Origin of the sequence: Alcanivorax sp. MD8A (genome assembly GCF_002888555.1) — a bacterium.
Taxonomy (GTDB): domain Bacteria; phylum Pseudomonadota; class Gammaproteobacteria; order Pseudomonadales; family Alcanivoracaceae; genus Alcanivorax.
The window spans coordinates 1-14,144 of sequence record NZ_AQOQ01000023.1 but is presented as its reverse complement, the minus strand read 5'-3'; the positions used below and the strand labels follow the sequence as shown (position 1 = coordinate 14,144).

The window sequence follows — 14,144 nt, the reverse complement described above, 5'->3', positions numbered from 1 at the left end:
GCGTACTGTAGCGACTTTCTCAAGGGGCGCCTAGAGCGTGTTGCGCGGCTTGCCCATGATCCATCATCCCGCCACGGCAATGTTTTTATACAATCTGGTCAGGCCATTTTCTTGCACGTTCACTGCATAATGCGTAAATCAGACCCTGAATTTCCTGAAAATAGCTGATTTCATTGCCTGCGCCAGTGTTGGACGGGCTATCGGGAGGACCAGTGAGCGACCAACAAGACAAGATCCTCGTTGTAGATGACGATGCGCGCCTGCGCAGCCTGCTGCAACGGTTCCTTGAAGAAGCCGGTTATGCCGTCAAGGCGGTGGGCGATGCCGAACAAATGGATCGCGCCCTGTCCCGTGAAATCTATTCACTGATGGTACTGGATTTGATGTTGCCGGGCGAAGACGGCCTGTCGATTTGTCGACGCCTTCGGGAGGCGGAGAACGCCATGCCGATCATCATGCTCACCGCCAAGGGTGACGATGCCGAGCGCATCGAAGGGCTTGATGCGGGAGCGGATGATTATCTGCCCAAGCCATTCAATCCCCGTGAACTGGATGCCCGTATCCGCGCGGTACTGCGTCGGCATATCCGCGAAGTGCCGGGGGCGCCGAGCAAGGAAGAGGGGCGAGTGACCTTCGGCCCCTGGGAGCTGGATCTGGCTAACCGTACCCTGGCCCGGGAAGGGGATCCGCAGGGGCTGACCACCGGCGAATTCGCAGTGCTCAAGGCGCTGGTACAAAATCCCCGCGAACCACTGACCCGTGACAAGCTCATGAGTCTGGCTCGTGGTCGCGAATGGTCAGCCATGGAGCGCTCCATTGACGTCCAGGTATCCCGTTTGCGTCGCCTGTTGGAAGACGATCCTTCCAAGCCCCGTTATATCCAGACGGTGTGGGGTGTGGGCTATGTGTTTGTGCCGGATTAAAAGGCGCTTGCACGCAACACGCCTGCACGCTTTCACGCGAAAAGCGTAGGATGGCCTTTCCTGTTTTTTCTTTTTTGCGTGCCAGCGAGCCGTTATGAAATTCTACCCCCGCACTGCCTTCGTCCGTTCTGCCATCGTGGTGGGTCTGGTGATCGGTATCAGTCAGGCGCTTACGTTGTGGTTCTTTGCCCGCAATGCCTACCTGCCCGGAATCCGTGAGTATGCCCGGCTCACGGTGCTCCAGGCAGAGCTGGCATTCAGCGCCGAGGGGCAGGATGACAATCGTCTGGCAGGGCGCCTGGCCAATGCCACCAGCATCGAAGTGGCACAACCGCAGAACCTGCATGAGGGAACCATGCTGCTGTCGCAGCCAGTGGTCAGTCGCTTTCGCGAAGAGCTGGAAGAGCGTCTCAACGAAACGGTCACCGTCAGGTTGGAAGACAGTCGCCAGCCGGTATTGTGGGTCAGTGCCCCCTCGTTTGAAGGGCGCTGGCTACGGGTGCCGATGGAATTCTTCCGTGACTATGACCGCTATCTGTTACTGGGCTGGGGGGTGACCGTCCCGCTGCTGGCGATCATTGGTGGTTTGCTGATTGCGCGGGGGCTCAACCTGCCGCTACGGCGTCTTGCCCGGGTTGCGCTGAAAGTAGGTCGGGGAGAAGCGGTGCCGGTGCTGGACACCAGCATCGGTCCGGAAGAAATCCAGACGGTGAATACGGCGTTCAACCGGATGACCAGCGATCTGCAACAGGCCCAGCGTGATCGTGCCCTGTTGCTCGCCGGGGTGTCACATGATCTGCGCACCCCGCTGACCCGTCTTCGCCTGTCGGCGGAATTCATGCAGGACGAAGAGCTGGCCAAAGGCATCATCGAAGACATCGAAGACATGGATGCCATCCTCGATCAGTTTATTTCCTTCATTCGTGATGGTGCAGACGAGCAGCCGGATTTTGAAAATCTCAATGCATTGATCCACGAGGTGGCGGGGAAATACCCTGCCGAGCAAATCCGTTTTGCACTGGCCGACCTGCCGAGGCTGATGCTGAAACGTCTGACGGTAAAACGGATGTTGGCCAACCTGATCGGCAATGCGCTCAAGTACGGCGCCTCGCCGGTGGATATTCGCACGGTAGTCAATGATAACGTGGTGGTGTTGTCAGTGCGGGATCACGGCAAAGGGGTCCGGGAGGAAGATATTCCCCTGCTGCTGCAGCCTTTCTCTCGTGGTGAAAAAGCCCGGACCTTGAGTGGCAGCGGTCTGGGCCTGGCGATCGTGAAACGGATCGTGGATATGCATCACGGCGAGATTCGTCTGGCGAACCATGAGCATGGAGGTTTGTTGGTGGAAATTCGTTTTCCTGTCACCGGCAAATTTGTGCAACCGGTGCCGCTGTCGGCTGGTGTGCGTTAGCTGCGGCAGGCGGTTACAAAAAACTGCATTTTGTGCGTGCCAGTGTGGACTGGTGCACAGTTTCAGGGCGCTGCGAGGAGCATGCTGTTTTACAAATTTTACGAGGAGGCAGGGACGCCGCCTCCTGGGTGTGCAGGCTGTCTGGCGGCATGCTACACCGGGTAATCGCTGACAATAAAAGTGATCAGGCCTAGCCGGGACACACCGGCAGGCCAAACAACAAAAGGAATTGGGAGAGCGCCATCATGAAGACCTGTCTGTTGCCTGTGCGGCATTTTCATTAACGACCCATCGCTGACTTCTCAAGAGTGTGTGTCAATGGCACCACTGTGTTGAGATGCCGATAACCTGTTGCCAATGGACTTGGCGACAGGTCGTTGGGCCGCACTCCTCGTGCGGCCCTTTTTTTGGTCTGCCTGCTGGTGGGCTGTTACTCCACAAACCGGTTTTCTCCAGTGGGTATTGGGCTGCCTGCTGTTTCATGCTGTTCCAGCGCCCGGCCCGCAAGGAAAATCAGTAACCCGCCAATGGCCAGCGCTGCTCCTACCAGGCCGGTGGTGGACCATTCGGCGCCACTCTTGATCGTGATGCCAGCCAGCCAAGCCCCCAGTGCGTTGGCCATGTTAAAGGCAGCATGATTCATGGACGCCGCCATGGTCTGTGCGTCTTCGGCCACATCCATCAATCGGGTTTGCAGGGCCGGCCCAAGCGCCATGCTGGTGCCGACCAGACCGACAAAGACGACCCCGGCCACCACATAGTCGGCCGCCATGAAGAAGCCCGCTTGTACCAGCGCACACCAGATCAGGATCAGCACAATGGCGCGCAACAGGTTGCCGTCGGCGGCGCGCGCGCCGGCAAAGTTACCCACGATGGTACCAATGCCGAAGATCATCAGAACCAGCGGCCCCCAGCGTTCTGCCATGCCTGCCTGCTCGGTGAGGGTGGGCATGACATAGCTGAACACGGCAAACATGCCGCCGAAGCCGATACTGGCTACCCCCAGTGTGAAGAGCACCCGTTGCTTGACCAGGGCGGAGAGTTCTCTGGCCGGGCTGGCGTTGGGGTCCGGGGCCTGCCAGGGCACCCACAGCCACACCAGCAGGGCGGTCAGCAGCGCAATGATTCCCACGCCCAGGAAGGCCACTTCCCATCCGAAAAGGTTGCCGGCCCAGGTGGCCAGGGGAGCCCCAACCACAATCGCGATCGTCAATCCGCTCATGACGCGGGCGACCGCCCGGGCTCGCATGTGATAAGGGACGGCCGCCGCCGCGACGAGGGCGGCTACGCCGAAGTAGGCGCCGTGGGGCAGGCCGGCAAGAAATCGCAAAAAGACAAACGTCCAGAAATCCGAGGCCAGCGCGCTGGCCATGTTGCCTGCCGCAAATACCAGCATCAGCGAGATAAGCAGGGCGCGACGGGGAACGCGCGCGGCAAAAGCGGAAATCAGCGGAGCGCCCACGACTACGCCCAGCGCATAACTGCTGATGGCATAGCCCACATCGGGCACGGCCACCTGCAGGTCGGTGGCCACGCGGTTCATCAGCCCCATGATCACAAACTCGCCGCTGCCAATGCCAAACCCGCCCAGAGCGAGAGCAAGAGAAAGGCGAAGCATCTGGCCTTTACCAAGGGTCATGAGATCTCCAAATGGGGCAGCATTTTGAACGGGGTTCATTGTAGCGATGCTGGGCGACGGGAGAAGGCTTTATCACTGGATAAGGCAAAATAAAGGCCGTGATGGACGGCAAACAGTCCGTCCGGTGCCGGTGCTGGCCGTTTCGAAGGCCGCACCGGCACGCAGGAGGAGGCGGCCGGGGTATCCGGCCAGGAAGGAGGGTTACAGGGCGCTGATCGGTACCAGCGGGATATTCACCCGCGATGGCATGGCCGGAGTGCTGTAAATCGTCATGGCGCCGAGCACGCTGGCGAGAAGATCTGGTAGCGGGCTCAGGCCATGGGGAAGGTCACTGCTGCCGACGCTGATGCGCAGCTTTTCCCCGGCCTGGATTACCGCACTGGTGGGGAATACTTCAACATCGGCCCGGAACGGTGTCAGCGGCGTCAGGGTTTTGCGGGATTCTGCGCTGAATGGGTGCCAGGGCTGAATCAATTTTCCATTCATGAAGCGAGAGCGGCTGGCCTCGAAGGCACTCATGGAGGCCATCTGGATACCGTGGGTCAGCGGGCGGGCAATGCCGTTCTCGCCTACGACACTGACGCGTACCGTGACATTGCTATCCAGGGCGGTTGTGGAAGCCCAGATCTGACCGGTAATCGGACCGTTGATGGCCATGTCTTCTTCCAGCGGCTCACTGGTGTAGACCGCTTCGAGCAGATTGACGACGTTATCCTGACTGGCACAGGGCGGAAGAATCATGCCGAGTACGCCTGCGGTCCATTGGCTGGCACTGGCGGAGCAAAGGCCATTGAGCGGGGTCTGCAGCAGGCTGGTGCGGTTGTCGCCGGTGGGGGCTTGCTGGTCAAGGTGGCCAATGAGAGGAGCCGCAAACTGACCATGCAGGTAGAAGGTTTCGGCGCGTGCCTGCGGGTGTGGCCAGTCTTCCGCGGTAACATAGCGTTCGGCCCCGGTGTAATACTGGGTGACCGGCGGAAACTGGTTGGCGCCGGTGTCGATGCCTTTCAGGTAATGGTCGAACCAGGCAAGCCGGATACTGCCAATGCCGGGCACGCCATCGGCAGGCAGGCCCTCCGCGGAGGAACCCTGCAGGTGCTCCCAGGGGCCGATCAGCAGTTTGGCATCGGTGTGATCTTTAAGACCTTCATAAATCAGCGGCTCGCCACGCTGGAAAATATCGTTGAGGCCTCCGACCACAAAGGTGGGGGCGGTAATCCGGTCGAGTTTCTCCAGAGGTGAACGGATGCGCCAGAATTCGGTGTCGTATTTGTTTTCGTCGCCGATCAGTGCACCGGCCACAACGGGCACCTGAAACTCGGTCAGGGCGCCTTGCAGGTGTTGCAGCAGGGTAGAGAGGAAGTAGCCGGGTTCGTCGTTGTCCAGCCCAGCGGGGGTGGGAATGATGCCGAGACCGGTCACCAGTGTGACCCACAGGGGGATGAACCCCGCGTTGACCTGGCCGCCACTGAACACGATATCCCGGTAGGCATCCCCCATGGGGACGATGGCAAAGATAGCTTGCACGGCGGGGTCTTCCTGGGCCCCGGCCAGCAACCCGGTGATGCCCATGTAGGACGCACCGTTCATGCCGATTTTGCCGTTACTCCAGGGCTGTTGCTTGATGTACTGGATCAGCTCAGCGATGTCGTCATGGTCGGTCTGGCCAAACGCCTGCCAGCTGCCCTCAGAGGCGCCGGTGCCACGTAGATCTACGGTGATATAGGCATAGCCCCTGCGTACCAGATCGTTGTCAGCGAAAACCCCGGCAGTCAAAAACTGGTTGTAACCGGTAAAGGTGGCGATGACCGGGAAGCTGCCGTCGATAGCGTTGCCGCTGGCATCGGCCGGCAACGTGACCGTGGCCGACAGGCGGATGCCATCGCGCAGGGTAATCAGTTGCTGGGGGAGATTAACTGTCGCCGGATACTCTGCCTCGCGTTCATAGGGCTGCGGCCACTGAAGGTTGATATCCTGTGGATCAGGGCTGTTTGCATCGCTGTTATTTGCCGCTGGCGATGGCGCGGGTGCGGTCCCCGTTGTTGTGTCCGTCGGGGTATTATTGCTGCTGCCGCTGCCACCGCAGGCAGTGAGCATTAAGGCCAGGGCCAGGGTTCCAGTCGCGAGAAACCGGCGGGGCGGGTGAAGGGCGTTCATAAGTTGCCTCGTCTTGTTATGGAATGAACAGGCATAAAGAGTGAACCGGTTTCAGGGTAACCATCCGGATAATGCAACTCTGTTGGTAGGTGGCCGGGGATTGGTTAAGAAAACCGCAGGTTATGTGAGCGACTGTAAGAGCCGTTTGGGCGGGGAGAGAAAATGACAAAAAGAATGTATTTGGGCGGCGTTCTGCTCTTTTCTGCCATGATCGTTCACGGGGAGACATTGGTACAGCGTAACCCGACGGTGGTCCCTCATGATGAGAGTTATTACAAGACGACGGTGCGTAACACCGAGCTGATCTTCACCGAAAAGAACCAATCCTTCGCCGAGCATGCCGCCGGGGTAGAGCAGGATTTGCAACCGGACTACGAGGCCACCTTCGGTTACCAGATGGACTCGCCGTTATATGTCGGACTGATCTCTGACAACAACCAGATTGCCAACGGCTTCTCTACCCAGTTTCCCCATAACCGGCAGATAAACTATGTGGGTGGGGCGGAGGCTATCGACTATTTCGCCTCAACCTCCTGGCTCGACACCCTGCTGTTTCACGAGACGGCGCACAACTACCAGATCAATGCCAAGGACAACCGGGTTTCCAGCACCTTGCATACGGTATTGGGTAACGGCACTTTCATGATGCCGTTTATTCCTGCCATTGTGCCCAACGCATTCGAGTCGTCCTTCATGCTGGAGGGTAATGCGGTGCTGAATGAGTCCCGTCATGGCAACGGTGGGCGGCTTTATAGCGGCCGTTTTGATGCGCTGGTACATGCCAAGGCAAAGGCCGGGTTGTTGACGCCGGAGCGAGCCTATAACCAGACCCTGTATTTCCCCTACGGTGAAAACAGCTATGCGCTGGGAAGTCACTATCAGTATTTTCTTGCCGATCATTACGGGATGGATGCTACCAACCGTTACTTCAAGATGCGTTCGCGCTACTGGTATCTGCCGTTTGTGACGAATGCCCCCTTGCGGGCCGCCATTGGTAACAACTTTGACAATACCTTTTCAGACTGGGTAGAGCATGAGACCCGGCAAGCCAGTATGGCGGTAATGTCAGAGGGCGAGCCCCTGATTACCTCAAAACATTTCACTGCGCTAAACAGCGATGCCGATGACATTTTTTTCCTGGCCAGCCCACAGGATGTGAGAGCGCCATTTCATGTGGTGCTGAACCGCAACACCGGCACGCTGGAAAAAAACCGTTCCACCTATCGGGCGGGGGAGCTGTTTCGACACGAGGGTGAAACCTGGTCTATGGCCAGTGCTTATAGTTCGCCCTGGCGTATCACTCAGGGGTTGTACAGTGAGGGCGTATTCCTGAAAGACGATAGTCGGGGGCGGGTGATTCAGGGCTATACCTCTGCTGAAGTGCCGGTGTATTTCGATGTGGCCAGTTCCTATGATCAGCCACAGTTGTATGTGGGTGAGGATTTCTATGGTCAGGTGAATTCCAGCGTCGACGTACAGGGTGATGATCTTTATTACTTTGTACAGGATGGGGCAGAGCGGACCCTGTATCGAAACCGCACGCCGTTATATCGCTATCAGGGTTATTACGGTGTTGTGGCCGATGTGGACAGTCAGGGGCGTGTTCTTTTTGTCGCCAACAGTGAGTACGGCTCTGCGTTATATCGGGTGGAAGGAGAAGGAGATGTCAGTCGGGTTCTGCCCGAAGACGATATCGTTGCCGCTCGCTTGCTGGATGATGACCGGGTGCTGGCGGTGGCGATTGAAGCGGAACAGTATGGCTATTATCTGAAAACCCTGAATCCTCAGGCCGGCTCCCCTTTTGTCCGGGCGTTGCGCTGGGATACGCCGGAAGGTGAAACAGAGAATCTGACGGTGGACAGTGAGTCGCACCCGGTGGCGCTGGATCATCGTTATCATTCTCTCACCGCCATGCGATACAGCGGCACAGACTTGTCACTGGCGCTGTATGCGGAAGAGGACGATGAGGCGACGCCACAGAACGAAGAAGATTTGCATACGCTCTATAACGTGCGGATCCGCTTTGCCGATCCACTGGAGCAGAATGAGTTGAGCCTGTTCAGTTACCGAGATAGTGATCTGACAACCCTGGCGGGGGCAGGGTATAGCAACAATCAGTTTTTCCTGATCGGCGGCGTCAAGCAATACTGGGTGCTGGATGATCAGCTGGATCGCGAAACGCCTCCGGATGAAGCCCGAGATCACGGGCTGAGTGCAGAGCTGCGGCTGCCGTTCTTGCAGTCCGGCTACTGGTACAGTGAGCTGGCGGGCACCTGGTATCAGGATTATCACCTCAGTGAGCGAGAGCCGCTGGCGGCGCAATGGAGCCTGAGTCGAACCACCCGGTTTGGTAACAGCTACCTGCCTAACAAGCATGTCGGGCTGACGGCCTACCAGGTTGATGATCGGGATGACACCAGCTATGGCGGTACCCTGAGTGTGATGACAGATCTGCCTGCCGAGTTTTATCTTGGCGCCCGTGGGCAGTTTTCCCGCAGTGATGCCTCTCTGAGCTTTGTGGACCGCCGGGGGGTGGAGTTGGCGGAGACCCAGGACTATATCGCCAATGATCCTTCTCGTATCGTGATTCCGGCCCTGGATGATACCTACTACGCAGAGCAGGTGACGGCGGCTGAGGCGGGTGTGTCCAAGGTGATCAATCTGCCCTGGTATTCGTTCAAGGTGCCGTTGTCATTGCGGCGTGAGGCATTGCATCTGCGCTATCGTCATTACGATCTGGATTTTGGTTTCGCTGACATTGAGTTGAATCAGGCCATTGTGGGGCTGGACTTCGAGCTCTTGCTGTTCCACCGCTCGCCGCTGCGTTTTGCCGTTGAATACGCCTACACCGATGACGATACCATCACCAGCGAGAACAGTTTCCAGCTGGTGACGTCGGTTGGCTTTTGAATGGGCGAGTAACAAGCTTCGGGTTACGTAGATCCAAAGCGGAAAAGTAAAGGCTTGGGCTTTTGGCTTGAGTGGGGTTCGCTCTTACAAGCTACAAGCTACAAGCTACAAGCTACAAGCTACAAGCTACAAGCTACAAGCTACAAGCTACAAGCTACAAGATTGAAACTCGCTTCTGATTTTCTATTCCGCCGGCTCCAGCCGTAACAGCTTGCCGTTGTTGCTGTCGGTGAGCAGGTAAAGGTAACCGTCAGGTCCTTGTCTCACATCGCGGATCCGCTCGTTACGTTCTTGCAGCAGGCGGATTTCGTTGAGCGGTTTTTTGCCGTCGAAAGCGACCTTGTTCAGGTGGGTGAGTTTGAGTGCGCCGCTGGCGGTGTGGCCTTTCCAGTCCGGGTAGCGGTCACTGGTGATAAAGGCCATCCCTGCCGGCGCAATGGATGGGGTCCAGTGCAATAGTGGCTGGGCCATGCCTTTCTTTTCGGTGTCGCCGATGCCGGGGCCGTAATATTCGCGTCCGTAGGTGATCACGGGCCAGCCGTAATTGACGCCGGGTTCCGGTGCGTTGATCTCATCACCGCCACGGGGACCGTGCTCGTTTAGCCAGGGTTGGCCGCTGGAGGGGTGGAGCGCTAGCCCTTGTGGATTGCGGTGCCCCCAACTCCAGATTTCCGTGGCCTTGCCGTCTTGGCCTGCCAGCGGGTTGTCGGCAGGAATCCGGCCGTCGTCGTGCAGGCGCAGAAGACTGCCGGCGGGGTCATGGGTATCTTGTGCACGCTCGCGCTCACCACGATCACCGATGGTTAAAAACAGGTAGCCATCGTTATCAAACAGGATGCGGCCGCCAAAATGCTTGGCCGTATTGGTGCAGGACTTTTCTGCCACATAGATATCCTGAAACTCTTTCAGGGTGCCCGCTTCATAGATGCCGTAACCCACGGCGGTGGTGCCACCGCCATCGCCGCAGGGTTTGGCATAGCTCAGGTACAGGCGCTGGTTATCGGAAAAGTCCGGGTGCGGGAGCACATCGAACAGTCCGCCCTGGCCCACGGCGACCACCTCAGGCACGCCTTCTACGTGGGCGTCCTGCAAGGTGCCGGACAGCACCCGACGTAATGTGCCGCGCCGCTCGGTAATGAGCCACTCGCTATCGGAGACAAAGCCAAGCGACCACGGATGATGGAGGCCATTGCTGATTTCGGTGGCGGTGACGCTGTCGTCGCGTTGTGCTTCCAGAGTGGCGGCCGTGTCGGCGCAGGCTGTCACGGCCAGACTGGCCAGCAGGGTGGTGAGAAGCGGGGCGGGGGTGAGGCGCATGGCAGACTCCGGATCGAATGTGATTCAAAGGATGCCATGCGTCTGTGACAGATGAAACCTCGGAAAGGCAGCCCTCAGCACGCCTTGGCCCGCGATCATCATGCCGGGCAGGAGAGACCTTGTCCGCTGGGGTTGCCTTGTGTGTTTTCGTGGCCTCTCAGGGCAGGATGCCAAGGTGAGTGAGCACATCCTGATCCGGAAAGCCGTCGGCAACCATGCCGTTGGCCTGCTGGTAGCGGGCCAGCGCCTTGCGTGTCCCTGGACCAAGCAGACCGTCCACGTCGCCCGCGTCATGTCCCAATTGATTGAGGGTTTCCTGTAGCTTGCTGACCTGCTCACGGTTCAGGCGTGGTGCTGGCACGGGTGCCTGGTGCAGGGCGCCGCCACCGGCGATACGGTCGGCCAGTCGGCCCACCGCAATCGCGTAGGATTCGGAACGATTCCAGCCCATGATCACGCGAAAGTTTCCGTAGGCGAGAAAGGCAGGGCCGTTGTGCCCCGAGGGCACGATGACCGCAGCCTCAAGGTCGGCTACTGGCAAGGCGGCGCCGCCCGGCAAGGTGATACCCAGACGCGCCCATTCGCTCAGCGGCCGCTGGTTGGCAAAGCCGGTGAGCTGGAAGTCGAACTCCTCAGGCAGGGAGACCTCGCGCCCCCAGCGCTCTTCGCGCTGCCAGCCGAGCCCGCGCAGGAAGTTGGCGGCGGAGGCTAGCGCATCGCGCTCACTTTCCCACAGATTGCGGCGGCCATCGCCGTCGTCATCAAGGGCGTACTGGAGAAAGATCGCGGGCATGAACTGGGTCTGTCCCATGGCGCCGGCCCAGGACCCCTTCATGATGTCCCGTTCCACATCGCCGGCTTGCAGGATACGCAGTGCATTGAACAGCTCTCCCTTGAAGTACTCTCCCCGCCGTCCTTCGCAGGCGAGGGTGGCGAGGGCATCCAGAGTGGGAATGTAACCCAGATAGCCGCCGTAGTTGGTTTCCAGCCCCCAGAACGCCACCAGATAGTGGCCGGGGATACCGTACTCGCGTGTCAGCCGTTGCAGCAGCGGCTGCAGTGCCTGGTACTTCTTGCGCCCGGTTTCAATGCGTGTGTCACTGACTCGCCGGGTGTAGTAATCGGCAAAGCTGCTGGTGAATTCCGGTTGGCTGCGATCAAGCTCAATGACTTTGGGGTTGAGCTGGATGTCCTTGAGATACTGGCTGATGGTCTGGGCGGGAATGTCCTGCTGGTTGGCCTCGGCACGCAGTTCGCCAAGGCAGAGTTGGAAGTCTTCTTCGCTGAGCTCAATCTCGGTGCTTTGGGTGTTGGCAAAGACGAGAGGGGAAAGCAGCAGAAAGGAGACTGCAGTAAAAGATTTCAGCAGGTTATTCATGACAGTTAAGGTCGCTCCATGACGTGGCGTCAACAGGAAAATGCCGTTGCCAAGCATACCGCTACCTGGCCCCGCCATCAGCAGCCTGGAAGTAAAATTTATCGCTTTCGCTGCTGGCAGCCCGGCGCAGTTTGCTCCACGGCAGCGAGCGGTAAGCTCCTGTTTCATCAGATAGGACTCAGAGAGCACGGTGAAAACCGGTTTTCCTGGTAGGCTCAGTGTCCTGAGGGCTGCCCCGGTTTTTCTGCAAGACGAACCGTTAGCACGAGGCAGGGTTGCATGGCAGTATCGGAGAAATACACTGCAAATGCTGACAAGGAGTGCAGGTGAAACGTCAATATGCCGTGATTGGTCTGGGCAGCTTTGGGTCTACTATCGCGCTGGAACTCACACGCCTTGGCCATGATGTACTTGGCTTGGATATCGATCCTGAACGCGTGGACTATTATGCCGACCAGCTTGCCCAGACGCTGATTGCTGATGGCACCAGTGACAAGGTCGTCAAGGATCTGGATCTGGTCCATTACGACGCGGTGGTGGTTGCCATTGGTGAAAATCTGGAATGCAGCATTCTTTCCACGCTGGCCCTGAAGAGTGCCGAGGCAAAACAGGTCTGGGTGAAGGCCATCAGTGAGCCGCACCATCGCATCTTGTCCCGGTTGGGTGCTGACCGGATTATTCATCCTGAGCATGAGATGGGGGTGCGGGTGGCGCAGTCCATTGTGCATCCGGAAATGCTCGACTACATACCACTGGGTAATGACTGGCTGGTAGTGGAAGTCAAAGTGGATGAGCGCTTTGCGGATCAGCCGGTGAGCGCGTTGCCGTTGGCCTCTTTTAATTTGCGGCTGGTGCTGGTCAAGCGTGGTGTCGACGTCTGGCAGCCTCCTTTTGACGAGGTCACCCTGCAGGCCCGGGACCAGATGGTGTTGCTCGGCACGTTGCAAGACCTGCTGCGGTTTGCCCGCGAAAAATGAGAACCTGGCTGCGCCGCCGTTTTCCGGTACGTCCGCCGTCGGTGATCAAGGCTCGCCTCTCGCCCCCTCTTGCCTTGCTGGGCAGTTTCCTGGGGCTGATTGTTATCGGTACCTTGTTGCTCAAGATGCCGGTCTCTACCCATGTCCCCATTGACTGGTTACAGGCGTTGTTTACGGCCACTTCTGCGGTAACGGTTACCGGCCTGTCGGTCGTGGACACCGGCAGTCACTTCACTTTGACTGGCCAGTGGATTCTGTTGCTGCTGATTGAGGCTGGGGGGATTGGCATCATGACGTTTGCAGCAGCAACCTTGCTGGCTATTGGTCACCGGCTCGGGCTGGGCGAACAGCAGCTGATCCGAGACAGCATGAATTACACCCGATTCAGTGATCTGGGATGGTTGATCCGCCGTATTGTGGTCATGGTGGTGGTTGTCCAGGCGCTGGGGGCCGGGTTGTTGATGCTGATCTGGGTGCCCGCACTGGGGTGGGGGCAAGGAGCGTTTCACAGCCTGTTCTATGCAGTGTCGTCATTCAACAACGCAGGTTTTGCCCTGAGTGCGGACAGCTTGACCGGGTGGGGGGGCCACTGGGGGGTGGTGGCGATCATTACCCTGTTGGTCATCGTGGGAGGGCTGGGTTTTACGGTGCTGGCCGATCTCGGCAAGCAGCGTCGCTGGTCTCAGCTTACCCTGCACAGCAAGATGATGCTTGTCGGTACTGGCGGGCTGTTGTTGTTCAGTCTGGTGTTTTTTCTGCTGGCGGAATGGAATAACCCGGCGACATTGGCCGGGCTGCCCTGGTATGAACGCTTGCCGGTGGCCTGGTTTCAGGCAGTGACACCGCGTACCGCGGGCTTCAATGTGGTGGATGTGGCAAGCCTGACCTTGCCGGTGACGGTGTTGTATCTGTTGTTGATGTTTATCGGTGCAGGAACCAATTCCACTGGCAGCGGTATCAAGGTGACCACCTTTATGGTGTTGGTGCTGGCGACCCGGGCTTTCCTGCGTGGGCGTCCTTTGCCTAGTCTGTTCGGGCGCCAGATTTCTGCCCAGTTGGTCTACAAGGCGTTAGCCGTGGCACTGATTGCCAGTGTGCTGGTGTTTGTCGCGCTCATGGCGTTAACCTTCACGGACGGCCGTCTTGGACTGGAAAACCTGCTTTTCGAGGTGGTGTCGGCGTTTGGCACAGTGGGGTTGTCTCGCGGTATCACTACAGAGCTGTCGACGCCGGGGCAGCTCATTATCATGCTCACCATGTTTCTCGGCAGGGTGGGGCCGCTGACCCTGGCGTTTCTGCTTACCCGTCCTCACCAGCCGGTGGTGCGCTACCCCGAGGGGGAAGTGCATATTGGCTAGGGAACCTCTGAATAACTCCTTGCGTGCCAGTCTTTCAGGCTGGTTCGTCCCCTCGGCCAAGGTAAAGAGGGGCGCGA

At 58.5% G+C, this 14,144-nt stretch carries 9 protein-coding genes; 5 read left to right on the top strand and 4 right to left on the bottom strand.

Annotated features, from left to right (window positions below; translation table 11 throughout):
• The first annotated feature begins 212 nt into the window (after window positions 1-212).
• Window positions 213-923, top strand: coding sequence for a two-component system response regulator OmpR (gene ompR, locus A15D_RS12175; RefSeq protein ID WP_102792173.1), 711 nt, complete (start codon window positions 213-215; stop codon window positions 921-923).
• A gap of 94 nt (window positions 924-1,017) precedes the next feature.
• The gene (locus tag A15D_RS12170) at window positions 1,018-2,334 is read left to right on the top strand and encodes an ATP-binding protein (protein WP_102792172.1); all 1,317 of its coding nucleotides are present in this window, start codon (window positions 1,018-1,020) and stop codon (window positions 2,332-2,334) included.
• 430 nt (window positions 2,335-2,764) lie between these two features.
• Here A15D_RS12170 and A15D_RS12165 read toward each other — a convergent pair whose 3' ends face one another.
• Window positions 2,765-3,973 (bottom strand): MFS transporter, encoded by a 1,209-nt coding sequence (locus A15D_RS12165; protein ID WP_102792171.1) that lies wholly within the window; start codon window positions 3,971-3,973, stop codon window positions 2,765-2,767.
• Window positions 3,974-4,174: 201 nt separating this feature from the next.
• Window positions 4,175-6,127, bottom strand: a complete 1,953-nt coding sequence (locus A15D_RS12160) for a CocE/NonD family hydrolase (protein WP_102792170.1) — start codon at window positions 6,125-6,127, stop codon at window positions 4,175-4,177.
• Between the two features lie 162 nt (window positions 6,128-6,289).
• On the opposite strand from A15D_RS12160, the gene A15D_RS12155 reads away from it, so the two are divergent.
• Window positions 6,290-9,037, top strand: a complete 2,748-nt coding sequence (locus tag A15D_RS12155) for a hypothetical protein (RefSeq protein WP_102792169.1) — start codon at window positions 6,290-6,292, stop codon at window positions 9,035-9,037.
• Window positions 9,038-9,220: 183 nt separating this feature from the next.
• Here the strand turns inward: A15D_RS12155 and A15D_RS12150 are convergent, their stop codons facing one another.
• Together A15D_RS12150 and A15D_RS12145 are read right to left on the bottom strand one after the other, a co-directional pair.
• Entirely contained in the window at window positions 9,221-10,354 is a 1,134-nt protein-coding gene (locus A15D_RS12150; protein WP_102792168.1) for a PQQ-dependent sugar dehydrogenase, read from the bottom strand.
• A 157-nt stretch (window positions 10,355-10,511) separates the two neighbouring features.
• A complete protein-coding gene (locus A15D_RS12145) occupies window positions 10,512-11,732 on the bottom strand; it encodes a lytic murein transglycosylase (protein WP_102792167.1) in 1,221 nt (406 codons plus the stop codon).
• 326 nt (window positions 11,733-12,058) lie between these two features.
• Between A15D_RS12145 and A15D_RS12140 the strand changes: the two genes are divergently transcribed.
• Window positions 12,059-12,709, top strand: coding sequence for a TrkA family potassium uptake protein (locus tag A15D_RS12140; protein ID WP_102792166.1), 651 nt, complete (start codon window positions 12,059-12,061; stop codon window positions 12,707-12,709).
• Entirely contained in the window at window positions 12,706-14,067 is a 1,362-nt protein-coding gene (locus A15D_RS12135) for a TrkH family potassium uptake protein (protein WP_102792165.1), read from the top strand. The genes A15D_RS12140 and A15D_RS12135 overlap by 4 nt, the downstream gene beginning before the upstream one ends.
• Window positions 14,068-14,144: the final 77 nt, after the last annotated feature.

Bases quoted from the DNA above. Each gene is read 5' to 3' on its own strand.
- A15D_RS12160 (WP_102792170.1), bottom strand. From the start codon at position 6,127: ATGAACGCCCTTCACCCGCCCCGCCGGTTTCTCGCGACTGGAACCCTG.
- A15D_RS12135 (WP_102792165.1), top strand. From the start codon at position 12,706: ATGAGAACCTGGCTGCGCCGCCGTTTTCCGGTACGTCCGCCGTCGGTG.
- A15D_RS12165 (WP_102792171.1), bottom strand. From the start codon at position 3,973: ATGACCCTTGGTAAAGGCCAGATGCTTCGCCTTTCTCTTGCTCTCGCT.
- A15D_RS12155 (WP_102792169.1), top strand. From the start codon at position 6,290: ATGACAAAAAGAATGTATTTGGGCGGCGTTCTGCTCTTTTCTGCCATG.
- A15D_RS12145 (WP_102792167.1), bottom strand. From the start codon at position 11,732: ATGAATAACCTGCTGAAATCTTTTACTGCAGTCTCCTTTCTGCTGCTT.
- A15D_RS12170 (WP_102792172.1), top strand. From the start codon at position 1,018: ATGAAATTCTACCCCCGCACTGCCTTCGTCCGTTCTGCCATCGTGGTG.
- A15D_RS12150 (WP_102792168.1), bottom strand. From the start codon at position 10,354: ATGCGCCTCACCCCCGCCCCGCTTCTCACCACCCTGCTGGCCAGTCTG.